General features: G+C 70.7%; 20 protein-coding genes and 3 tRNA genes. 20 read left to right on the forward strand and 3 right to left on the reverse strand.

The features are described from left to right. The first annotated feature begins 45 nt into the window (after positions 1 to 45). Positions 46 to 720, forward strand: a complete 675-nt coding sequence (locus AB0P03_RS16040) for a response regulator (RefSeq protein ID WP_363580044.1) — start codon at positions 46 to 48, stop codon at positions 718 to 720. 248 nt (positions 721 to 968) lie between these two features. On the opposite strand, the gene AB0P03_RS16045 is transcribed toward AB0P03_RS16040, so the two are convergent. Beyond that, entirely contained in the window at positions 969 to 2,240 is a 1,272-nt protein-coding gene (locus tag AB0P03_RS16045; RefSeq protein WP_363629363.1) for a hydrolase, read from the reverse strand. A 286-nt stretch (positions 2,241 to 2,526) separates the two neighbouring features. Between AB0P03_RS16045 and AB0P03_RS16050 the strand changes: the two genes are divergently transcribed. The 8 genes from AB0P03_RS16050 (at position 2,527) to AB0P03_RS16085 (ending at position 7,389) form a co-directional block, all read left to right on the forward strand. Then, positions 2,527 to 2,599, forward strand: a tRNA-Thr gene (locus AB0P03_RS16050). A gap of 43 nt (positions 2,600 to 2,642) precedes the next feature. Then, a tRNA-Met gene (locus AB0P03_RS16055) sits at positions 2,643 to 2,715 on the forward strand. 83 nt (positions 2,716 to 2,798) lie between these two features. Continuing rightward, on the forward strand, positions 2,799 to 2,963 hold the full coding sequence (gene rpmG, locus AB0P03_RS16060) for a 50S ribosomal protein L33 (protein WP_006604855.1): 165 nt from the start codon (positions 2,799 to 2,801) through the stop codon (positions 2,961 to 2,963). A gap of 156 nt (positions 2,964 to 3,119) precedes the next feature. After that, positions 3,120 to 3,578, forward strand: coding sequence for a MaoC family dehydratase N-terminal domain-containing protein (locus AB0P03_RS16065; protein WP_363369376.1), 459 nt, complete (start codon positions 3,120 to 3,122; stop codon positions 3,576 to 3,578). Between the two features lie 5 nt (positions 3,579 to 3,583). Next, positions 3,584 to 4,006: a MaoC family dehydratase gene (locus AB0P03_RS16070; RefSeq protein ID WP_063351327.1), complete on the forward strand. Its 423-nt coding sequence runs from the start codon at positions 3,584 to 3,586 to the stop codon at positions 4,004 to 4,006. Positions 4,007 to 4,115: 109 nt separating this feature from the next. Beyond that, positions 4,116 to 4,697 carry a TetR/AcrR family transcriptional regulator gene (locus tag AB0P03_RS16075; protein ID WP_363580047.1) on the forward strand — a complete coding sequence of 194 codons (582 nt, stop codon included), beginning with the start codon at positions 4,116 to 4,118 and terminating at the stop codon, positions 4,695 to 4,697. An 87-nt stretch (positions 4,698 to 4,784) separates the two neighbouring features. After that, positions 4,785 to 6,284: an MFS transporter gene (locus tag AB0P03_RS16080; protein WP_363629365.1), complete on the forward strand. Its 1,500-nt coding sequence runs from the start codon at positions 4,785 to 4,787 to the stop codon at positions 6,282 to 6,284. Between the two features lie 61 nt (positions 6,285 to 6,345). After that, on the forward strand, positions 6,346 to 7,389 hold the full coding sequence (locus AB0P03_RS16085; RefSeq protein ID WP_363629367.1) for a UDP-N-acetylmuramate dehydrogenase: 1,044 nt from the start codon (positions 6,346 to 6,348) through the stop codon (positions 7,387 to 7,389). Positions 7,390 to 7,410: 21 nt separating this feature from the next. On the opposite strand, the gene AB0P03_RS16090 is transcribed toward AB0P03_RS16085, so the two are convergent. Both AB0P03_RS16090 and AB0P03_RS16095 read right to left on the reverse strand, forming a co-directional pair. Next, positions 7,411 to 8,445 carry an adenosine deaminase gene (locus AB0P03_RS16090; protein WP_350877043.1) on the reverse strand — a complete coding sequence of 345 codons (1,035 nt, stop codon included), beginning with the start codon at positions 8,443 to 8,445 and terminating at the stop codon, positions 7,411 to 7,413. A 128-nt stretch (positions 8,446 to 8,573) separates the two neighbouring features. Continuing rightward, entirely contained in the window at positions 8,574 to 9,821 is a 1,248-nt protein-coding gene (locus tag AB0P03_RS16095) for a pyridoxal phosphate-dependent aminotransferase (protein ID WP_363580053.1), read from the reverse strand. A 284-nt stretch (positions 9,822 to 10,105) separates the two neighbouring features. Between AB0P03_RS16095 and AB0P03_RS16100 the strand changes: the two genes are divergently transcribed. The 11 genes from AB0P03_RS16100 to rpoB all read left to right on the forward strand — a co-directional run bounded on the left by AB0P03_RS16100 (position 10,106) and on the right by rpoB (position 21,795). Next, a tRNA-Trp gene (locus AB0P03_RS16100) sits at positions 10,106 to 10,178 on the forward strand. Positions 10,179 to 10,325: 147 nt separating this feature from the next. Next, entirely contained in the window at positions 10,326 to 10,685 is a 360-nt protein-coding gene (secE, locus tag AB0P03_RS16105; RefSeq protein ID WP_350877047.1) for a preprotein translocase subunit SecE, read from the forward strand. Positions 10,686 to 10,897: 212 nt separating this feature from the next. After that, a complete protein-coding gene (gene nusG / locus AB0P03_RS16110) occupies positions 10,898 to 11,785 on the forward strand; it encodes a transcription termination/antitermination protein NusG (RefSeq protein ID WP_363617949.1) in 888 nt (295 codons plus the stop codon). A 165-nt stretch (positions 11,786 to 11,950) separates the two neighbouring features. Beyond that, a complete protein-coding gene (gene rplK / locus AB0P03_RS16115; protein ID WP_063348931.1) occupies positions 11,951 to 12,385 on the forward strand; it encodes a 50S ribosomal protein L11 in 435 nt (144 codons plus the stop codon). A gap of 77 nt (positions 12,386 to 12,462) precedes the next feature. Then, on the forward strand, positions 12,463 to 13,185 hold the full coding sequence (gene rplA, locus AB0P03_RS16120) for a 50S ribosomal protein L1 (protein WP_363580057.1): 723 nt from the start codon (positions 12,463 to 12,465) through the stop codon (positions 13,183 to 13,185). A gap of 171 nt (positions 13,186 to 13,356) precedes the next feature. Continuing rightward, complete coding sequence (locus AB0P03_RS16125; protein ID WP_363580059.1) at positions 13,357 to 14,142, forward strand: hypothetical protein; 786 nt, start codon at positions 13,357 to 13,359, stop codon at positions 14,140 to 14,142. 111 nt (positions 14,143 to 14,253) lie between these two features. Then, positions 14,254 to 15,066 carry a hypothetical protein gene (locus AB0P03_RS16130; RefSeq protein WP_363629369.1) on the forward strand — a complete coding sequence of 271 codons (813 nt, stop codon included), beginning with the start codon at positions 14,254 to 14,256 and terminating at the stop codon, positions 15,064 to 15,066. Between the two features lie 268 nt (positions 15,067 to 15,334). After that, the gene (locus AB0P03_RS16135; RefSeq protein ID WP_363580063.1) at positions 15,335 to 16,198 is read left to right on the forward strand and encodes a hypothetical protein; all 864 of its coding nucleotides are present in this window, start codon (positions 15,335 to 15,337) and stop codon (positions 16,196 to 16,198) included. A 366-nt stretch (positions 16,199 to 16,564) separates the two neighbouring features. Continuing rightward, a complete protein-coding gene (rplJ, locus tag AB0P03_RS16140; RefSeq protein ID WP_063348937.1) occupies positions 16,565 to 17,128 on the forward strand; it encodes a 50S ribosomal protein L10 in 564 nt (187 codons plus the stop codon). 84 nt (positions 17,129 to 17,212) lie between these two features. Continuing rightward, positions 17,213 to 17,596 (forward strand): 50S ribosomal protein L7/L12, encoded by a 384-nt coding sequence (gene rplL / locus AB0P03_RS16145; RefSeq protein WP_208869184.1) that lies wholly within the window; start codon positions 17,213 to 17,215, stop codon positions 17,594 to 17,596. 722 nt (positions 17,597 to 18,318) lie between these two features. Then, entirely contained in the window at positions 18,319 to 21,795 is a 3,477-nt protein-coding gene (rpoB, locus tag AB0P03_RS16150) for a DNA-directed RNA polymerase subunit beta (RefSeq protein ID WP_350877059.1), read from the forward strand. Positions 21,796 to 21,835 lie beyond the last annotated feature (40 nt).

The following is a 21,835-nucleotide window of genomic DNA, read 5'->3' on the forward strand; positions in this document are numbered from 1 at the left end:
GCGCGTGTCCCGCGAAGTGACCGCCGAGCGGAGCGAGGTGGCCGCATGAGCGAGATCCTGATCGTCGACGACGAACCGGCCCTGCTGCGCACGCTGCGGATCAACCTCAGCGCCCGGCAGTACGCCGTGCGGACGGCCGCCAGCGGCGGCGAGGCGCTGGACCGCGCCGCGCACTCCGCCCCGGACGCCGTGCTGCTCGACCTCGGCCTGCCGGACCTGGACGGCATGGACGTGCTGCGCGGCCTGCGCACCCGCAGCGCGATGCCGATCATCGTGCTCTCCGGCCGGTCCGGTGCCGCCGACAAGGTGGGCGCCCTCGACGCGGGCGCCGACGACTACCTCACCAAGCCGTTCCTGATGGAGGAACTGCTGGCCCGGCTGCGCGCCGTGCTGCGCCGGCCGCTGGGCGGTGCCCCGCTGGGGCGGCCGGTGATAGGCGACCACACCGTCGACCTGACGGCCACCACGGTGACCGGCCCGCGGGGCCCGGTGCGGCTCACCCCGACCGAGTGGCGGATCCTCGCCCTGCTGGTGGCCAACCCGGGCCGGCTGGTGCCCGGGCGGCAGATCCTGCGCGAGGTGTGGGGACCGGCCCAGGAGGCGCGCGGCAACTACCTGCGGGTCTACCTGGCCGGGCTGCGGCGCAAGTTGGAGCGCGACCCGGGCCGCCCGCGGCACCTGATCACCGAACCGGGGATCGGGTACCGGTACGAGCCCTGAACGCCGCCCCGGCAGCCGCCGCGTCAACGACCCGTCAAGAGCGGGCCGGAGGCCGACAGGGGAGCGTCAAGGCAGGCCCGGAGCGGTGGTCCGTGGGCGTAGCGTCAGTGCTGACCGAGCGGGACCGGCTCCAATGTGGGGGAGGCCCGGGACCGCTCCAGCCGCCGTCGAACGGCGGCCAGCAGGTGGGGGAGGGGCGCGCGACATCCGTCGCGCGCCCCTTGAACTTTCTGGGAGGGGGAGGCTGTTCAGCCCCCGCCGGCGCTCCCGGACTGCCGGGGCAGCGCCAGCGCCACGGTGTCCGCGAACTCCCGCACCGCGCTCGTCCGGCTGACCACCCGGCCGCTGTGCACCACCAGCCGGCTGTGGCCGCCCGCGAGCGCCCCCGCCAGGCTGTCCCCGCGCACCGCCAGCAGCTCCGCCGGGAACCCGGCGTCCACCCGGACCGGCGGCAGCCCGAGCACCGCCCGGGCCTGGTTCGCCACCGCGTCGTACGCCGCCTCCAGGCCCAGCTCCCCGCCGGCTGCCAGCAGGTATGCCGACTCCAGCGGATCCGCCCGGCCGACCGGGTTGGACTGGTCCCGCAGGGCGCCGCTGCCGGCCGCCAACGGCACCCGGGCCTCCGTCAACTCCCGCAGCAGGCCCGGCCGCAGCCCCGGCGACCGGCCTTCCAGCCCGGTGCAGCCGCCGTTCTGCGGCAGGCAGACCACCCGCACCCCGCCGGTCGCCAGCACCGTGGACGCGCCCCGGGCCAGCGCCCCGCACGGCCCGAGCGTCACCCGCGGCCGCAGCGGGGCCAACGCGCCGACCAGCCGGGAGAGTTGGGCCGGATCGCCGGCCGTGGTGTGCAGGTCCACCGAGCAGTCCGCCTCCCGGGCGGCCTCCAGCAGCACCTGGACGTACCCGGCCGGATCCGGGTCCAGCTCCGGGCAGCCGCCGGCCGCGGTGGCGCCCAGCTTGAGCGCCTCGCGCAGTTGTGCCCGGCCGTCGGCGCCGGCCCGGCCGGTGAGCAGCCGGGGCATCGCCACCGCCTGGAGTTCGGCCAGGCCGCGCAGCGCCTGCCGGGCGGTGAGCACCGCCTCCAGCCGGCGCAGCCCGTGCACGTCGCCGATCCGGACGTGGGTGCGCTGGGCGGTGGCGCCGTAGCCGAGCGAGGCGAGCGCGGCCTCGGTGACCCGCCGGGTGAGGTCGGAGGGGCTCTCCGGCGGCGGGGCGGACAGGGCGGCGGAGAAGGCGGTGTCGTAGTGGGCGTGCGCCTCCGCGGGGGCCGGCAGCAGCAGGTAGCCCTTGAGGTCGATCCTGGCGCCGGTGGTGATGGTGGGCGCGCCGGGCAGGGCGGGCAGCGGGCCGAGGCTGCCGACGGTGCCGACGGCCTGGATCCGGTCGCCGCTGATCCGGACGTCCACCACCCGCCCGTCGGCCAGCCGGGCGCCGGTGAGCAGGAGGACCGGTCCGTGCCCGAGCGGGTTGGCTGTCGGGCCGGAGCCGGAGTGCGGTCCGTCGGCGGCTGCGCTGTCCATCGCAGGCTCCTTCCCGCGCTGGCCCGTCCGGTCGGCCGGACCGTCCTGATCCCGGGTCGTCCTGACGCCCCGGGCCGTCCCCGTCAATGAGGGTCGAGCCTATGGCGCGTGGGGGCGGGGCGCTCGGAGGCGGGCAATAGTCGTATCGGGTCGGGCCGTGCGGCTGGTGGGCCGATCGAACGCGGGGCCTTGGATCGTCCGTCCGTTCACCTCGCCGACCTGCGGTCTTCGCGTCGGGATACGGATTTCACCTCTGGGCGCGGAACGTGTAATCTCTTCCTCGTTCGCCCCTATAGCTCAGTCGGTAGAGCGTCTCCATGGTAAGGAGAAGGTCTGCGGTTCGATTCCGCATGGGGGCTCTGGTGAAAAGCAGTCGGCTTCGGTTGTGCTGCGGATCACTGTGGCGGTGTAGCTCAGTTGGTAGAGCAAGCGGCTCATAATCGCTGTGTCACCGGTTCAAGTCCGGTCACCGCTACCCCGCGTAGTCGGTCGGGAGATCGCACTCCCGGTCGGCTACTCTTGTTGTGTTCTTATTCGTTGTCCCAGGAAGGCACTCCCGTGGCTGCCACCGACGTCCGCCCGAAGATCACGCTGGCCTGCGTGGAGTGCAAGGAGCGGAACTACATCACCAAGAAGAACCGGCGTAACGACCCGGACCGTCTTGAGATGAAGAAGCACTGCCCCCGCTGCAACTCGCACACCGCGCACCGCGAGACCCGCTGACCCTCTCGCAGGGCATCGGGCCTGTGTGACACAGGTCTTGAGCTCCGGGCCGCATCCCTCAGGGGGTGCGGCCCGGAGTTTTTCGCGTATGCACCCATGCGCGCCCCGCCGGCGGCAACGGCCGCCGGATCCACCGTGCTTCCGAGGAGTTGCCCCATGGCACTCGACCCCTCCTTCATCGGGCGGACCTACCCGCCCACCGAGCCGTACGAGGTCGGCCGGGAGAAGATCCGCGAGTTCGCGATCGCGATCGGGGACACCAATCCGGCGTTCACCGATCCGGCGGTGGCGAAGGCGCTGGGCCACCCCGATGTGATCGCCCCGACGACCTTCCCGTTCGTGATCACCTACCAGGCGGCCTCCCAGGTGGTCGAGGACCCGGAGCTGGGCCTGGACTACAGCCGCGTGGTGCACGGGGACCAGAAGTTCTCCTACTCCCGCCCGGTGCTGGCCGGTGACCGGCTGACGGTCGCGGTCACCATCGACAACATCAAGTCGCTGGCGGGCAATGACGTGCTCACCGTGCGTGGCGAGGTGTCGGACGCGATCGGCGAGCACGTGGTGACGTCGGTCATGACGCTGGTGGCCCGGGCCGCCGACGAGACGGGGAAGTGAACACGATGGCGATCAGCTACGACGAGGTCGAGGTCGGCACCCAGCTGCCGGCGCAGTCCTTCCCGGTGACCCGCGACACCCTGGTGCGGTACGCGGGCGCCTCCGGCGACTTCAACCCGATCCACTGGAACGAAAAGTTCGCCGTGGAGGTCGGCCTGCCGGACGTCATCGCGCACGGAATGTTCACCATGGCCGCGGCCATTCGGGTGGTCACCGACTGGGTCGGCGACCCGGCCGCGGTGGTCGAGTACGGCGTCCGATTCACCCGCCCCGTCCCGGTGCCGAACGACGGCGTCGGTGCGGTGGTCGAGGTGTCGGCCAAGGTCGCCAAGCTGCTGGACGACCGCAAGGTGCAGGTCGACCTGCTGGCCACCACCGGCGGGCAGAAGGTGCTCGGGATGTCCAGGGCGGTCGTCCGGCTCGCCTGAAGGCACCTCGGCCCCAGGTGTGTCCGGCCGCGGCGGGGCCCGTCCGACGGGATTCCCGCCGTGCCCGTCGGCCTTGCGAAGATAGTGATTGGCCACTAACTTGACTCCTATGGCGAGGACGAGCATGCGGATGAGCGCCGAGGAGCGGCGCGAGAGCGTCGTTCGTGCCGCGGTGATCGAATTCGCCAGGAGCGGCTACCGGGGGACGTCCACCGAGGCGATCGCCCGCCGGGTGGGTGTCTCGCAGCCGTACCTGTTCCGGCTGTTCCCCGGCAAGCAGGCGATCTTCACGGCCGCCGCCGAGCGCTGCATCGAGGAGACCTGGAAGGTCTTCGACGAGGCCTCGGTCGGGCTGACCGGGCCGGCGGCCGCCGAAGCGATGTCCGAGGCGTACCTGGGCCTGGTCGCGGACAGCGAGCAGCTCATGATGCAGATGCAGCTCTACGTCTCGGTGTTCGCGGCCCGGACGACCGGCGAGGACGAGATCGGGGAGACCGCCCGGAGGCTCTGGGAGGAGCTGTTCGAGCGGGTCAGGGGCCGGATCGGCGGTGACGTGCAGGGCGCCGCGGAGTTCTTCGCGTACGGGATGCTGATCAACACGCTGGTGGCACTGGGGTACCCCCGGGACCACCGGATCTGGAGCGGCCTGGGCTTCGGAGAGCACGGAGAGCACGGCGAGGGCGGGGAGTAGCGGGCCGCACGGTGGAGTCCGTGCGGCCTTTTTTCGGGCCTCGAAAGTTAGTGATCAATAACTATCTAAGACCCCTGGGGGGAAGTCATGACGGAGAGAACGGAAGAACAGGGCCTGGGACGGCTCGGTGTCTGGACCCTGGTGATCACCAGCGTCGCGGGCTTCATGGCCAGCCTGGACAACCTGGTCGTCACCACCGCGCTGCCGTCCATCCGCGAGGACCTCGGCGGCGGGCTGTCCGACCTGGAGTGGACGGTCAGCGCCTACACCCTGTCCTTCGCCGTCCTGCTGATGTTCGGCGCCGCGCTCGGCGACCGGTTCGGCCGCCGCCGGATCTTCCTGGTCGGGCTCACGCTCTTCACCGTCGGCTCCGCCGCCGCCGCCCTCTCGCCGGGCATCGGCGCGCTGATCGCCGCCCGCGCCGTCCAGGGCGCCGGCGCCGCGGTCTCCATGCCGCTCACCCTCACCCTGCTCACCGCCGCGGTGCCGGCGGCCAGGCGGGGTCTGGCCTTCGGCATCTGGGCGGGCGTCAACGGCCTGGCCGTCGCCACCGGACCGCTGGTCGGCGGGACGCTCACCGAGCACTTCTCCTGGCAGTGGATCTTCTGGGTGAACGTCCCGGTCGGCCTCGTCCTGATCCCGCTCGCCGCCCTCAAGCTCCGCGAGAGCCGGGGCGCCAACCCGGCGCTGGACGTGGTCGGCACGATCCTGGTCAGCCTTGGCCTGTTCGGCGTCGTCCTCGGCCTGATCCGCGGCAACCCGAACGGCTGGACCAGCCCGCTGGTGCTCGGCTCCCTGATCGGCGGCGTCGCGCTGCTCACCGCCTTCGTGCTGTACGAGCAGCGCTGGGCCGAGCACCCGATGCTCCCGATGCGGCTGTTCCGCAGCCGGGCCTTCTCCGCCGTCAACGCCTCCGGCCTGCTGATGTTCCTCGGGATGTTCGGCTCGATCTTCCTGATCAGCCAGCACCTGCAGAGCGTGGGCGGCTACAGCCCGCAGGAGGCCGGCATCCGGATGCTCCCGTGGACGGGCATGCCGCTGATCGTCGCCCCGATCGCGGGCATCCTGGCCGACCGCTTCGGCGGCCGCCCCATCGTGGTCACCGGGCTGCTGCTGCAGGGCGCCGGCCTGGCGATGTACGCGGCGATCACCGGCGGCAGCACCGGCTACGACTACGCCGCCGAGATCCCCGCCGTGGTGATCTGCGGCATCGGCATGTCGCTGTACTTCGCCCCGACCGCCGCCCTGGTGATGGACAGCGTCCGGCCGGAGGAGCAGGGCATCGCCTCCGGCGCCAACAACGCGCTGCGCGAGGTCGGCGGCGCGCTCGGCGTGGCCGTCCTCTCGGCGGTGTTCTCGGCGCAGGGCGGGTACACGTCGGAGCAGTCCTTCATCGACGGGCTGGTGCCCGCGCTGTACGTCGGCGCCGGGGTGGTGGCGGTCGCGGCGGTCTGCGCGTTCTTCCTCCCGCGCCGGGTGAAGCCCGCGGTCGTCGCCGACGAGCCGGCGGCCGTGGAGCCGGAGCAGGCCGGTGCCGAGCGGGCCGAGGACGCGGCGCCCGTCCACGCCGAGGCCTCGAAGGCCTGACCGGCCGATCCGGGTGCGGGGGCGGCCGGGCGGCCGTCCCCGCACCCGTACGCTGGTGGGCGTGCTGGTAGAAAACGACGCCCCCCTCGCCCCGCTGACCACGCTCCGGCTCGGCGGCCCGGCCCGCCGCCTGGTGACCGCCCACACCGACGACGAGGTGATCGCCGCCGTCCGCGCGGCCGACGAGGCCGGCGAGCCGCTGCTGGTCCTCGGCGGCGGCTCCAACCTGGTGATCGGCGACGCCGGCTTCCCCGGCACCGTGCTGCGGATCGCGACCACCGGCTTCGCCCTGGACGGCACCGTGCTGGAGCTGGCGGCCGGCGAGGTCTGGTCGGAGGCGGTCGCCCGCGCGGTGCGCGAGCACGGCCTGGCGGGCGTCGAGTTCCTGGCCGGCATCCCCGGCTCGGCCGGTGCCACCCCGGTGCAGAACGTCGGCGCGTACGGCCAGGAGGTCGCCCAGTCGATCACCGAGGTGGTCGCCTACGACCGCACGGCCGGCGAGGTGGTCACGCTCCCCAACGCCGAGTGCGCGTTCTCCTACCGGCACAGCCGTTTCAAGGCCGAGCCGGACCGCTACGTGGTGCTGCGGGTGCGGTTCGCCCTGGCCGACCACGCGGGGCTCTCCACTCCGGTCAAGTACGCCGAGGTGGCCAGGCACTTCGGCGTCGAGCAGGGCGCGCGGGTGCCGCTGGAGCGGGCGCACGACGCGGTGCTGGGGCTGCGCTCCGGCAAGGGCATGGTGCTGGACCCGGCGGACCACGACACCTGGTCGGCCGGCTCCTTCTTCACCAACCCGGTGCTCACCGCCGCCCAGTACGAGTCCTTCCGGACCCGCCCGGGCACCGAGAACGCCCCCGCCTACCCGGCGCCGGAGGGCTGCACCAAGACCTCGGCCGCCTGGCTGATCGACCGGGCCGGCTTCGGCAAGGGCTACGGCAGCGGCCCGGCGACGCTCTCCACCAAGCACACCCTGGCGCTCACCAACCGCGGCGCGGCCACCGCCGAGGACCTGCTGGCGCTGGCCCGGGAGATCCGGGACGGCGTCCGCGAGGCCTTCGGGGTCGAGCTGGTGAACGAGCCGGTGATGATCGGCGTCAAGCTCTAGGCCCGGTCCACAGGGCACGCCTCAGGTGCCGCTGACCAGCCAGGTGTCGATGTCCGCCAGCAGCTCCTTGCGGACGGCCTCCGGCGCGCGCGAGCCGCGGACGGACTGCCGCGCCAGCTCGGCGAGTTCGGCGTCGCCGAAGCCGAGGACGTCGCGGGCCAGGTCGTACTGGGCGGCCAGCCGGCTGCCGAACAGCAGCGGGTCGTCCGCGCCCAGGGCCAGCGGCACGCCGGCGTCGAACAGCCGCCGCAGCGGGACGTCCTCGGGTCGCTCGTAGACGCCGAGCGAGACGTTCGAGGACGGGCAGACCTCGCAGGTGATCTGGCGGTCCGCCAGCCGTTCCATCAGCCGGGGGTCCTCGGCGGCGCGGACGCCGTGGCCGATCCGGCCGGCGCCCAGGTCGTCCAGGCAGTCCCGGACGGATTCGGGCCCGGCCAGCTCGCCGCCGTGCGGGGCGGCCAGCAGCCCGCCCTTGCGGGCGATCTCGAAGGCCCGGTCGAAGTCCCGGGCGAGGCCGCGCCGCTCGTCGTTGGAGAGGCCGAAGCCGACCACGCCCTGGTCGGCGTACCGGACGGCGAGCCGGGCCAGCGTCCGGGCGTCCATCGGGGACTTCATCCGGTTCGCCGCGACCAGCACCCGGATGCCCACCCCGGTGGCCGTGGCGGCGTGCTCCACGGCGTCCAGGATCAGCTCCAGCGCGGGGATCAGCCCGCCCAGCCGGGGCGCGTACGAGGTCGGGTCGACCTGGATCTCCAGCCAGCGGGAGCCGTCCCGCCGCTCGTCCTGGGCGGTCTCCAGGACCAGCCGGCGGATGTCCTCCTCGTCCCGCAGCACCGAGCGGGCGGTGTCGTACAGGCGCTGGAAGCGGAACCAGCCGCGTTCGTCGGTGGCCCGCAGTCGCGGCGGCTCGCCGGAGCTGAGCGCCTCCGGCAGTCGGACGCCGTGCTTGTCGGCCAGCTCCAGCAGGGTGGCGGGCCGCATCGAGCCGGTGAAGTGCAGGTGCAGGTGGGCCTTCGGGAGGTCCCTGACGTCTCGCGGATTCAACAGGCGTTCCATTCGCCGATACTGCCGCATCGGACCCCCAAACGGGAACCGCCCTCCTTCCGTCCCCCGAAGGGGTGAAAGAGGGCGGTACCCGACGTGAAGCGCGGGTGTCAGCGGGTGTCAGCGGGCGCCGACGGGTGTCAGTCGCGGGCCTCGCCGAGCAGCTTCTGCAGCCGGCCGATGCCCTCGGCCAGGTCGGCGTCGCCGAGCGCGTAGGAGAACCGCAGGTAGCCGGGGGTGCCGAAGGCCTCGCCCGGGACGGCCGCGACCTCGGCCTCGTCCAGGATCAGCGACGCCAGCTCGCCGGAGCTCTCCGGGCGCCGGCCGCGGATCTCCTTGCCCAGCAGGCCCTTGACGGACGGGTACACGTAGAACGCGCCCTCCGGCTCGGGGCAGTACACGCCCTCGATCTCGTTGAGCATCCGCACGATGGTCTTGCGGCGGCGGTCGAAGGCGGTGCGCATCTCGTGCACCGCGGCCAGGTCGCCGCTGACGGCGGCGATCGCGGCGCGCTGGGCGACGTTGGAGACGTTCGAGGTGGCGTGCGACTGCAGGTTGGTCGCGGCCTTGATGACGTCCTTGGGGCCGATCACCCAGCCCACCCGCCAGCCGGTCATCGCGTAGGTCTTGGCGACGCCGTTGACCACGACGCACTTGTCGGCCAGCTCGGGCAGCAGGGCCGGCAGCGAGGTGAAGGAGGCGTCGCCGTACACCAGGTGCTCGTAGATCTCGTCGGTGAGCACCCAGAGGCCGTGCTCCAGCGCCCAGCGGCCGATCGCCTCGGCCTCGGCCTCGGTGTACACCGCGCCGGTCGGGTTGGACGGCGAGACGAAGAGCACCACCTTGGTGTTCTCGGTGCGGGCGGCCTCCAGCTGCTCGACCGAGACCTTGTAACCGGTGGTCTCGTCGGTCACGACCTCCACCGGGACGCCGCCAGCGAGCTGGACCGACTCCGGGTAGGTGGTCCAGTACGGGGCCGGGACGATGACCTCGTCGCCCGGGTCCAGGATCGCGGCGAACGCCTCGTAGATCGCCTGCTTGCCGCCGTTGGTGACCAGCACCTGGGAGGCGTCCACCTCGTAGCCGGAGTCGCGCAGCGTCTTGGCGGCGATCGCGGACTTCAGCTCGGGCAGGCCACCCGCCGGGGTGTAGCGGTGGTTCTTCGGGTCGCGGCAGGCCTCGACGGCCGCCTCGACGATGTAGTCCGGGGTGGGGAAGTCGGGCTCGCCGGCTCCGAAGCCGATCACCGGACGGCCGGCCGCCTTGAGGGCCTTGGCCTTGGCGTCCACGGCGAGGGTCGCGGACTCGGCGATCGCGCCGACCCGGGCGGAGACCCGGCGGTCGGCGGGGCGGATGGAACGGTCGGGCTGCGGGGTGGAAGCGCTCATGCCTGCATCGTCGCAGAACCGGGACGGACCGGGCATCGCGGTTTCACCATCCGTACCGGACCGTCCACATGGCGGCGCCCGTCGATCCGCCGGTGATCATGCGGGCATGCCGGACATATGCCGGACAACCGGTGCTCCCGGAAGAAGAGGTTCGACCAAACACCCCTCGACCACGTATGCTCACTGCTCGACGGCCCGCCGAAAAAGAACCGGAGCTTCACCAGCTGTGCAGACAGTCGGGGGAGATGCGGTAGGTTGGTCGCTACGGAGTCGCGAGACCCCGTAGGGCAATAGCTCAATTGGTAGAGCACCGGTCTCCAAAACCGGCGGTTGGGGGTTCAAGTCCCTCTTGCCCTGCTGCTTGATCCGTTTTCAGCCCGTTCGCTCCACAGAGCGAGCGGGCTTGATGCGGAGAGGGCGCCGAATCAGCACCGCTTGTAGCCGGCCGTTCGTGCCCCATCGGGCGCGAGCCGCTCGGCCGGACCCGGATTCAGGTGAGGACGAGTGACGGAGACCACGGGCTCCACCGCAACGCCTGAGAGCGGCAACCCCGAGGGGGCCGACGGCGCTGCCGACACCACGCCCGCCGAGGGCGAGGAGAAGTCGCTCTCGCGCCGCGAGCGCAAGCGCGCCGCCCGCGCCGGTGACAAGAAGTCCGGCAAGCGCGGCAAGATGGGCCCGTTCGCCCGAATCGGCCTGTTCTACCGCCAGATCATCGCCGAACTGCGCAAGGTCGTCTGGCCCACCCGCAGCGAGCTCACCCAGTACACGACCGTCGTCGTCGTGTTCGTGGTGGTCGTGATGGGCTTCGTGGCCGGCCTCGACTACGGCCTCTCCAAGCTGAGCCTCCTGGTCTTCGGCTGACCTGGCCGTCCCACCTCCGTAGCAGTCTCCCGACCCGGGCCGAATCATCGGCCCGGGTCGTGCTGTCTGCGCCGGACGTACGAGGCCGCTACCGTGGACTCGGTACTGTTGAAGTCTCCGAGTCCTCTCCTGGCGCCCGCGCGAGCGGCAGCCCGCCGGAGCCGGCCCCGGAGCGCGCCACCTTCACCATCTCCAGGAAAGAAGCAGCCACCGTGTCTGAGTCCCCCCTGTACGACGCCGACGAGACCGTCCGCGAGGCGGATGTCGCCGCCGAGCTGGACGCGGCCGAGCTGGCTGACGAAGCCGAGTCCGCCGAGCAGATCGTTGACGCCGTGGACGGCGACGAGGACGAGGTCGACGCGCACGACGAGGCCGAGGCCGGCGAGCCCGCCGAGGAGGCGGCGCTGCACGTGGAGGACGACGTGGAGCCCGCCGCCGAGGAGACCGAGGCCGACGCCGACGCCGAGGAGGCCGAGGCTGAGGAGGCCGTCGAGGTCGACCCGGTCGCCAAGTTCCGCGAGGACCTGCGCTTCATGCCGGGCGAGTGGTACGTGATCCACACCTACGCCGGCTACGAGAACCGGGTGAAGCAGAACCTGGAGCAGCGCGCCGTCTCGCTGAACGTCGAGGAGTACATCTTCCAGGCCGAGGTGCCGCAGGAGGAGGTCGTCCAGATCAAGAACGGCGACCGCAAGACCATCCGCCAGAACAAGCTCCCCGGCTACGTCCTGGTGCGCATGGACCTCACCCCCGAGTCCTGGGGCGTCGTGCGCAACACCCCCGGTGTCACCGGCTTCGTCGGCAACGCCTACGACCCGTACCCGCTGACCCTGGACGAGGTCGTCAAGATGCTCGCCCCGGACGTCGAGCGCCAGGCGGCCAAGGAGGCCGGCAAGCCCTCGCCGATCAAGCCGAGCGAGATCCAGGTGCTGGACTTCGAGGTCGGCGACTCGGTCACCGTCACCGACGGTCCGTTCGCGACGCTGCAGGCGACCATCAACGAGATCAACCCCGACTCGAAGAAGGTCAAGGGCCTGGTCGAGATCTTCGGCCGGGAGACCCCGGTCGAGCTCTCCTTCGACCAGATCCAGAAGAACTAGTCCCACGGTCTTCGGATCCGGGGCGGGGCCGAGGGCCCTGCCCCGGATCCGTTTTGGTCCAGCGGCGCTAAGGCGTTAGCCTGGTTCGATGTGTGTGTTGGCGGCCGGGTGTCGCCCCGGTTCCGCACACACCAGCACTCACCTCTCGGAAGGACCCGGAGAGACATGCCTCCCAAGAAGAAGAAGGTCACGGGGCTTATCAAGCTCCAGATCAACGCCGGTGCGGCCAACCCGGCGCCGCCGGTCGGCCCCGCGCTGGGCCAGCACGGCGTCAACATCATGGAGTTCTGCAAGGCCTACAACGCTGCGACCGAGTCGCAGCGCGGCATGATCGTGCCGGTGGAGATCACGGTCTACGACGACCGTTCCTTCACCTTCATCACGAAGACGCCGCCGGCCGCGCGCCTCATCCTGAAGGCCGCCGGTGTGGACAAGGGCTCCAGCGAGCCGCACAAGACCAAGGTCGCCAAGCTCACCAGCGCCCAGGTCCGCGACATCGCCACCACCAAGATGCCCGACCTGAACGCCAACGACCTGGACGCGGCGGAGAAGATCATCGCCGGCACCGCCCGGTCGATGGGCATCACCGTCGAGGGCTGACCAGCTCTTTTCGTCCCTGTGGTAGGGCCTGCGCAGGCCCGTGATACCACGACTCCCATCACCATTCAGGAGCAGCAGTGAAGCGCAGCAAGGCTCTGAAGGCCGCGGACGCTCAGGTCGACCGCGACCGCCTCTACGCCCCCCTCGAGGCCATCCGCCTCGCCAAGGCCACCAGCACCACCAAGTTCGACGGCACCGTCGAGGTCGCCATGCGTCTGGGCGTCGACCCGCGCAAGGCCGACCAGATGGTCCGCAGCACCGTGATCCTCCCGCACGGCACCGGTAAGACCGCTCGGGTCCTGGTCTTCGCGACCGGTGACCGTGCCGAGGCCGCGCGTGCTGCGGGCGCCGACATCGTCGGCTCCGACGAGCTGATCGACGAGGTCGCCAAGGGCCGTCTGGACTTCGACGCCGTCGTCGCCACCCCGGACCTCATGGGCAAGGTCGGCCGCCTCGGCCGCGTGCTCGGTCCCCGTGGTCTGATGCCGAACCCGAAGACCGGCACCGTGACCCCGGATGTCGCCAAGGCTGTCAACGACATCAAGGGCGGCAAGATCGAGTTCCGCGTCGACAAGCACTCGAACCTGCACTTCATCATCGGTAAGGCCTCCTTCACCGACGAGCAGCTGGTCGAGAACTACGCCGCCGCGCTGGACGAGGTGCTCCGCGCCAAGCCGTCCGCCGCCAAGGGCCGCTACATCAAGAAGACCGCCATCAGCACCACGATCGGCCCCGGCATCCCCGTGGACCCGAACCGCACCCGCAACCTCTTCGTCGAAGAGGACCCGGCCGCGGTCTGAGCCGATCGGCTCTGAAGCAGTCCGTACTGCGGGCCCGTACCCCCTTCACCGGGGGTGCGGGCCCGCAGTCGTTTCCGGATCGGGACGGGGGTGGATGGGAACGGTTGCCCGAAGCGTCGTACGCTCTGCCGGTCAGATCATGTGCAGAACGTGTGACCGTCGGAGCGTGCCGTGCCGCCCACCCTTCGCCCCGCCGTCGCGGTGGCCACCCTGCTGCTGATCGGTGCCACCACCGGGTGCAGCCTGCTGGCCGCCCCGGGAACCCGCACCCCCGACGGCGACCCCGCGCCCGTACCGCCCCGCCAGGTGGTGCTCGCCGCCGCCCAGGCGCTGGACGACGCCGGCGGCGCCCGGATCGACGTGGTCGAGGAGGGCCCGGCCGGCCGCCGCACCGCGAGCGGCACCCTGACCTGGGGCACCCGGGACGAGGGCGCCCTGACCGTCACCGACGAGCAGGGCACCGGGCAGCTGACCCTGAGGGACGGTGCACTCGACCTCAGCTACCAGGGCGCCCCGCCCAAGCACGCGGACCGGGACGGCGCCGAGTCGCTCGATCCGCGGGCGACCACCGGCCCGGGCGGCTACGCGGGTGGCTGGATGACCGCCCTGGTCACCAACCCGGGCAGCCGCGCGTACGAGATCGCGCAGACCGGGAAGCTCGGCTCGCTCGGCGGCGAACAGCTGGCCGGGACGACCGTGGCGCACTATCAGGGCACCACGCCGGTGGCCGAATACTTCGGCGCGGACCAGGAGTTGACCCCCGCGCGACTCGCCGCGGTGGTCGACTGGTACCGCCGGCGGGGGGTGACGGCGATCGGTTACGACGTCTGGGTCGGGCCCGGCGAGCGGCTGCTGAGACTGCGTGAGACGGCCCGGGGGAGCGACGGCACCACGGTGACCACGACGGATGTCTCGACCCCCGGAGAAGGCGACGCGCCCCCTGTCGAAGCCGGGTGACGGGAGGGGGCTGTCCGGCGCGTGGGACATCTGGCGATCCGTTAGAGTCCGCGTGAGAAGAAGCCGAAAATCGGTTCTTCATCGGATCGTTCGGATCTCACGGGGGACTCCATGCGCGCTGCGCGCCTCGCCTCGACCGTCGTCACCGCGGCCGTGCTGCTCGGTGCCGCCACCGCCTGCGGCAGCAAGGGCGGCGACGCCAAGAGCGGCGACGCGGCGCCGGCCGGAGACCCCAAGGCCGCGTTGGCCGCCTCCGCCCTGGTGATGCAGAAGGCCGGCAACGGCAAGGTCACCATGGTCTCCCCGGACGGCTCGACCCACACCGCGGGCAGCGGCGACGCCGACTGGAAGGACCCGAACCGGACGGCCGTCGACCTGACGGGCGAGGTGGAGACCAAGAAGATCCGGTTCCGGGTGATCGGCACCGACGGCTACCTCGGCGGCGGCGACACCGAGGCCGCCGCCATGGGCGGCAAGCACTGGATCAAGCTGCCCGCCTCGAACGAACTCGGCGACGGCGTCCTGCTGATGAGCCAGCTGCTCAACCCGGTCGCCCAGCTCGGGCTCGCCGCGCAGAGCGGCAAGCCCGCCAAGGTCGGCCAGGAGAGCCTCGACGGCGTCCAGGTCACCCACCTGCGGGTGGTCGAGGAGGCCTCCGCCATGGTGGCCGGCATGCCGGCGCTCACGGCCGAACAGCGCACGGCCGTCCAGAAGTCCCTGGAAGAGGACGGCAGGACCCTCACCATCGACTTCTGGCTCAACGGCCGGCAGGAACTCGTCCAGTACCAGGAGTACGGCGACAAGAACGGCGAGCACGACGCCGTCACCGTCAAGTACGCGGACCTCGGCAAGGCCGCGAAGATCGACGCCCCCGCCGCCACCGACCTCGGCAGCGAGACCGACCTCCTCAAACTGCTCGGCTGATCCGCCGAGCCCGCGCACCGGAGCCGACACGGCTCCCTCCGTACCGAACGGCTGACCCCCGGGGCGCAGCACGGCAAGTCCACCGTCCTCCACTCGGACTACGGCACGCCGGTCACCGCTGCGGGTGCCGGAGGCGGCCGACACGGTGGAACTGGCCGAGCTGGCGAAGCTGGGCAAGGGGGGCGCCACCGGCTGATCCGGGGCAGGGTGGCAAGGTGGCCGGAACGAAAGCCGCCGACGCGGCGCCCGGGCGAGAGGGGACCAGACGATGGCGGGACGACGGCGGTTGGCGGCGCTGGCCGCGGTCGTCCTGCTGGCGAGCGGGCTGGCCGGATGCGGCGGGGGTGGCGGCACGCCGGCCGTGCCCTCCGGCAGCCCGACCCCGACCAGTTCCTCGTCGACCGAGGCGGCCAAGCCCAGCGACCGCTCGCCGCACGGCGTCCTGGTCTCCGCCCAGCTGGCCATGCAGACCGCCCGCCGGGCCAAGGTCAGCTACCGGCTGGGAGCGGACGCCGGGGCCGGGCCGCTGTTCTGGCAGCCCAAGACGGCGCTCCAGATCAAGCGCTCCACCCCGGCCGACGCCGAGCAGCTGATCGTCGTGGACACCGTCGCCTACCAGGGCGGTGACGCCGCCACCGCGGCTCGCCAGGGCGGCCGGCACTGGGAGCGCTTCTCCGTCCCGCCGGACCCGGACGGCCACCGGGAGGTCCCGTACGCGGGGCTGATCGACCTGCTGAACCCGGTCGAGGCGCTGGCCGCCGCCACCGCCGACGGGGTGGACCCGCGGTTCGTGGGTGAGGAGAAGTTCGACGACTCGACGGTCGAGCACTACCGGATCACCACCACCGCCGAGCGCTACGCCGCCGCCCAGACCCAGCTGACCCAGGCCCGCCGGGACGGCCTGCGGGCCGCGCTGGCCCCCGGCGGCTCGATCTCGCTCACCGTGGACCTCTGGCTCAACGACAAGGACCAGCTGGTCCGGCTCCAGCGCACCGGCAGCGGTGACAGCGGCCGGGCGGACGACTCGATCCTCTACTCCGACTTCGCCGGCGCCCTGCTCTCGGTGCAGGCCCCGGCCGAGGCGGACACCGTGGACACCGGGCCCCGGACGGTCTCCCCACTGGCCCGCTGAGCCCCGTCCGGCGCGGCCGGCCCGGCGGGGATCGGCCGTTCAGGGGCGATTTGCCCCGGACGGCCGAGTCCGGTTACTGTTACCGAAGCCAAAGACCGCTGGTTGTCACCGTTCTCGCGAGGGATTCGGTGGCCGAAGGATCTGCGCTTCGTCGCAGGCAGCCCGCGCAGGTGTGTCTGGAGCTTCGACTTCCGGGTCCGCGTTCGCGCGAACATCCGTTGAGGTCGTTTCGAGCCCCGTGCGCCCTGCGCACCGGGGCTCATCTGCTTTTCCGCAGGCTTTCCTTCCGTCCGGTTGGTTCGAGGCGTGAATGGTCGACTTTCGCGGTCGGCCGGATTTCGACATCACGGAAGGAGGCGTAAGCCTATGGCAAGGCCCGACAAGGCTGCTGCCGTCGCCGAGATCACGGACAAGTTCCGTGGCTCCTCCGCGGCGCTGCTGACCGAGTACCGCGGTCTCTCGGTGAAGCAGGTCAAGACCCTGCGTCGCTCGCTCGGCGAGAACGCCGAGTACGCCGTGGTGAAGAACACGCTGACCAAGATCGCGGCCAACGAGGCCGGGATTTCGGAGCTCGACGACCTGTTCAACGGTCCGACGGCTGTCGCCTTCGTCACCGGTGACCCGGTGGAGTCGGCGAAGGCTCTGCGTGACTTCGCCAAGGAGAACCCCGCTCTCATCATCAAGGGCGGTGTCCTTGACGGTAAGGCGCTGTCCGCCGATGAGATCAAGAAGCTCGCGGACCTCGAGTCCCGCGAGGTGCTGCTCGCCAAGCTGGCGGGTGCCCTGAAGGCCAAGCAGTCCCAGGCTGCCGCGCTCTTCCAGGCCCTGCCGTCGAAGCTCGTCCGCACTGTGGACGCGCTGCGCGACAAGGTCGAGCAGGGCGGTGCCGGTACGCCGGCTCCCGCCGCCGAGGACGCCGCCGCCGAGTAATCGGCAGGCTCACGCCTCGCTGCGGGCCCGTGCCCGCCCCACCCGTACATACGGCATCACCTGCCGATTTAGTGGAAGGACGCCATCATGGCGAAGCTGTCCCAGGACGAGCTGCTCGCGCAGTTCGAGGACCTCACCCTCATCGAGCTCGCTGGCTTCGTGAAGGCCTTCGAGGAGAAGTTCGACGTCACCGCCGCCGCCCCGGTCGCCGTTGCCGCCGCCGGTGGCCCGGCCGCCGTTGAGGCCGTCGAGGAGCAGGACGAGTTCGACGTCATCCTCGATGGTGCCGGCGACAAGAAGATCCAGGTCATCAAGGAGGTGCGCACCCTGACCTCCCTCGGCCTGAAGGAGGCCAAGGACCTCGTTGACACCGCTGGTGCCAAGGTCCTGGAGAAGGTTGCCAAGGACGTTGCCGAGAAGGCCAAGGCCGCCCTCGAGGGTGCCGGCGCCAAGGTCACCGTCAAGTGACTTCTCGCCCCCTCTGAGGGGGCCTGAAGCCGGGCCGATCACCCTTGTGGGTGGTCGGCCCGGCTTTTTCGCGTTTCCGGCCCTGAGCGGCCCTGGGACGGCCCCGGGGCCGGTCCGCGGCCGGGATGCGCCGGTGTGGCCGAGAGCCCACTCGGCAGCGTCGGTGCGGACGGGTATGGTGATCACCGTCATCGACTGTGGCCCCCACCACGGCTTCTGTAACGCCGGGGGGCGTCCGGCCGATGGACGGGTCGAGGTCCGCACCGCCTGCGGGCCCTTGACGAACCCGGCGAGGCGCGCGATTCTCAAGGCGCGAGTCCGCCCGGTTGGTTTGCCCCTGGATGCATAACCAGTGGCTCAGGCGGGAAATGACTCCACGTGAGTTATGGGGCCCGGGCAGTGCCCGGGCCGGTGCAGTACCCGGTGGGCGTTCGCGTCCGCCGGCTACCGGGAGGAGTCTCCGATTCGGTTTCCGAATCAGAGCTGGACAGCAGTGTGCCCTTTGGCTACACTGTCCCTTTGCGCTGCCTGTTAGCTGCTCCGTGACTCGTCGCCCGGAGTCTGCGTTGCCCTGAAGGGGTCTGGCATCGCCTCCGCAAAGCGGCTCTGACCTGGGATCTCGATCCCGGCGGAGGCCAGTGGCGAGGGAGGCGGGACCAAGCCCGTGAAGGCCCGGCTGGTACGCGCGTAGTGAGCTCCGAGCCCTCGGAAGGACCCCCCTCTTGGCCGCGCCGCGCAACGCCTCGAACAATTCCGCCGCATCCACCGCCCCGCTCCGCGTCTCCTTCGCGAAGATCAAGGAGCCCCTCGAGGTCCCCAACCTCCTGGCCCTGCAGACCGAGAGCTTTGACTGGCTGCTCGGCAATGCGGCCTGGAAGTCCCGGGTCGAGGCGGCGTTGGAGAACGGTCAGGACGTCCCCACCAAGTCCGGTCTGGAGGAGATCTTCGAGGAGATCTCCCCGATCGAGGACTTCAGTGGGTCGATGTCGCTGACCTTCCGCGACCACCGTTTCGAGCCGCCGAAGAACTCGATTGACGAGTGCAAGGACCGCGACTTCACGTTCGCGGCTCCGCTCTTCGTCACGGCCGAGTTCACCAACAACGAGACCGGTGAGATCAAGTCTCAGACGGTCTTCATGGGCGACTTCCCGCTCATGACCCACAAGGGCACGTTCGTGATCAACGGCACCGAGCGTGTCGTCGTGTCGCAGCTGGTCCGCTCCCCGGGCGTGTACTTCGACTCCACCCTGGACAAGGTGTCCGACAAGGACATCTACTCCTGCAAGGTCATCCCCTCGCGTGGTGCCTGGCTGGAGATGGAGATCGACAAGCGCGACATGGTCGGCGTCCGCATCGACCGTAAGCGCAAGCAGTCCGTCACCGTGCTGCTCAAGGCGCTCGGCTGGACCAACGAGATGATTCTCGAGGAGTTCGGCGAGTACGAGTCCATGCGCAACACCCTGGAGAAGGACCACACCCAGGGCCAGGACGACGCGCTGCTGGACATCTACCGCAAGCTGCGTCCTGGCGAGCCGCCGACGCGCGAGGCCGCGCAGACGCTTCTGGAGAACCTGTACTTCAACCCGAAGCGCTACGACCTCGCCAAGGTGGGCCGCTACAAGGTCAACCGGAAGCTGGGCAACGCCGAGTCGCTGGACTCCGGCGTGCTCACCGAGCCCGACATCATCGGTGCGATCAAGTACCTGGTGAAGCTGCACGCCGGTGAGACCGAGTGGAACGACCAGACCGGTCGCGACATCGTGGTCGAGGTCGACGACATCGACCACTTCGGCAACCGTCGCCTGCGTAACGTCGGCGAGCTCATCCAGAACCAGGTCCGTACGGGTCTCGCCCGTATGGAGCGCGTCGTGCGCGAGCGCATGACCACCCAGGACGTCGAGGCGATCACGCCGCAGACCCTGATCAACATCCGGCCGGTCGTCGCCTCCATCAAGGAGTTCTTCGGCACCAGCCAGCTGTCGCAGTTCATGGACCAGACGAACCCGCTGTCGGGCCTGACCCACAAGCGCCGTCTGTCCGCCCTCGGCCCCGGTGGTCTCTCCCGTGAGCGCGCCGGCTTCGAGGTCCGTGACGTGCACCCCTCGCACTACGGGCGCATGTGTCCGATCGAGACCCCCGAAGGCCCGAACATCGGTCTGATCGGGTCGCTGGCCTCGTACGGCCGGGTCAACGCCTTCGGCTTCATCGAGACCCCGTACCGCAAGGTCATCGAGGGTGTCGTCACGGAGCAGGTCGACTACCTCACGGCCGACGAGGAGGACCGCTACGTCATCGCGCAGGCCAACGCCCCGCTGACGACGGAGCTGACCTTCGCCGAGCCGCGTGTCCTGGTCCGCCGCCGTGGCGGCGAGATCGACTACATCCCGGGCACCGAGATCGACTACATGGACGTCTCGCCGCGCCAGATGGTGTCGGTCGCGACCGCCATGATCCCGTTCCTCGAGCACGACGACGCCAACCGCGCGCTCATGGGCTCGAACATGATGCGCCAGGCGGTGCCGCTGCTGAAGAGCGAGGCTCCGCTGGTCGGTACCGGCATGGAGTACCGCTGCGCCGTCGACGCCGCGGACGTCATCACCGCCGAGAAGGCCGGTGTCGTCCAGGAGGTCTCGGCCGACTACGTCACCGTCGCCAACGACGACGGCACGTACACCACGTACCGCGCCGCCAAGTTCACCCGCTCCAACCAGGGCACCGCCTTCAACCAGAAGGTGCTCGTGGACGAGGGCGCCCGGGTCGAGTCCGGCCAGGTGCTGGCCGACGGCCCGTGCACCGACGAGGGCGAGATGGCCCTCGGCAAGAACCTGCTCGTGGCGTTCATGTCGTGGGAGGGTCACAACTACGAGGACGCGATCATCCTGTCGCAGCGCCTCGTGCAGGACGACGTCCTCTCCTCGATCCACATCGAGGAGCACGAGGTCGACGCCCGTGACACCAAGCTCGGCCCCGAGGAGATCACCCGGGACATCCCGAACGTCTCCGAGGAGGTCCTCGCCGACCTCGACGAGCGCGGCATCATCCGCATCGGCGCCGACGTCGTCACCGGCGACATCCTGGTCGGCAAGGTCACGCCCAAGGGCGAGACCGAGCTGACCCCGGAGGAGCGCCTGCTCCGCGCGATCTTCGGTGAGAAGGCCCGTGAGGTCCGCGACACCTCGCTGAAGGTGCCGCACGGTGAGTCCGGCAAGGTCATCGGCGTCCGCGTCTTCGACCGCGAAGAGGGCGACGAGCTGCCCCCGGGCGTGAACCAGCTGGTCCGCGTCTACGTGGCCCAGAAGCGCAAGATCACCAACGGTGACAAGCTCGCCGGCCGTCACGGCAACAAGGGCGTCATCTCGAAGATCCTGCCGGTCGAGGACATGCCGTTCCTGGAGGACGGCACCCCGGTCGACATCATCCTCAACCCGCTGGGCGTCCCGTCCCGAATGAACCCGGGACAGGTCCTGGAGATCCACCTCGGGTGGCTCGCCAAGCAGGGCTGGGACGTCTCCGGCCTCGCCGACGAGTGGGCCCAGCGCCTCCAGGCGATCGGCGCCGACACCGTCCAGGGCGGCACCAACCTCGCCACCCCGGTCTTCGACGGCGCCCGCGAGGACGAGATCACCGGCCTGCTGGACAACACCACCCTCACCCGTGACGGTGAGCGCCTGGTGAACTCCACCGGCAAGGCCCGGCTGTTCGACGGCCGCTCCGGCGAGCCGTTCCCGATGCCGGTCTCGGTCGGCTACATGTACATCCTCAAGCTGCACCACCTGGTCGACGACAAGCTGCACGCCCGTTCGACCGGTCCGTACTCGATGATCACCCAGCAGCCGCTCGGTGGTAAGGCGCAGTTCGGTGGTCAGCGCTTCGGTGAGATGGAGGTGTGGGCCCTTGAGGCGTACGGCGCTGCTTACGCGCTGCAGGAGCTGCTCACCATCAAGTCCGACGACGTCCTCGGCCGCGTGAAGGTCTACGAGGCCATCGTCAAGGGCGAGAACATCCCCGAGCCCGGCATTCCCGAGTCCTTCAAGGTCCTCATCAAGGAAATGCAGTCGCTCTGCCTCAACGTGGAGGTGCTGTCCTCGGACGGCCAGTCCATCGAGATGCGGGACTCCGACGAGGACGTGTTCCGCGCCGCCGAGGAGCTCGGCATTGACCTGTCCCGGCGCGAGCCGAGCAGCGTCGAAGAGGTCTGACGGAGGTTGGGCCGGCTGCCCGAGCAGCCGGCCCGCCCCC

This window comes from Kitasatospora sp. NPDC088779, assembly GCF_040685395.1.
Taxonomy (GTDB): domain Bacteria; phylum Actinomycetota; class Actinomycetes; order Streptomycetales; family Streptomycetaceae; genus Kitasatospora.

Coding starts and splice junctions, on each gene's coding strand:
- AB0P03_RS16040 (WP_363580044.1), top strand. CDS start 46: ATGAGCGAGATCCTGATCGTCGACGACGAACCGGCCCTGCTGCGCACG.
- AB0P03_RS16045 (WP_363629363.1), bottom strand. CDS start 2,240: ATGGACAGCGCAGCCGCCGACGGACCGCACTCCGGCTCCGGCCCGACA.
- AB0P03_RS16065 (WP_363369376.1), top strand. CDS start 3,120: ATGGCACTCGACCCCTCCTTCATCGGGCGGACCTACCCGCCCACCGAG.
- AB0P03_RS16070 (WP_063351327.1), top strand. CDS start 3,584: ATGGCGATCAGCTACGACGAGGTCGAGGTCGGCACCCAGCTGCCGGCG.
- AB0P03_RS16075 (WP_363580047.1), top strand. CDS start 4,116: ATGGCGAGGACGAGCATGCGGATGAGCGCCGAGGAGCGGCGCGAGAGC.
- AB0P03_RS16080 (WP_363629365.1), top strand. CDS start 4,785: ATGACGGAGAGAACGGAAGAACAGGGCCTGGGACGGCTCGGTGTCTGG.
- AB0P03_RS16090 (WP_350877043.1), bottom strand. CDS start 8,445: ATGGAACGCCTGTTGAATCCGCGAGACGTCAGGGACCTCCCGAAGGCC.
- AB0P03_RS16095 (WP_363580053.1), bottom strand. CDS start 9,821: ATGAGCGCTTCCACCCCGCAGCCCGACCGTTCCATCCGCCCCGCCGAC.
- rplK (WP_063348931.1), top strand. CDS start 11,951: ATGCCTCCCAAGAAGAAGAAGGTCACGGGGCTTATCAAGCTCCAGATC.
- AB0P03_RS16130 (WP_363629369.1), top strand. CDS start 14,254: ATGCGCGCTGCGCGCCTCGCCTCGACCGTCGTCACCGCGGCCGTGCTG.
- AB0P03_RS16135 (WP_363580063.1), top strand. CDS start 15,335: ATGGCGGGACGACGGCGGTTGGCGGCGCTGGCCGCGGTCGTCCTGCTG.
- rplJ (WP_063348937.1), top strand. CDS start 16,565: ATGGCAAGGCCCGACAAGGCTGCTGCCGTCGCCGAGATCACGGACAAG.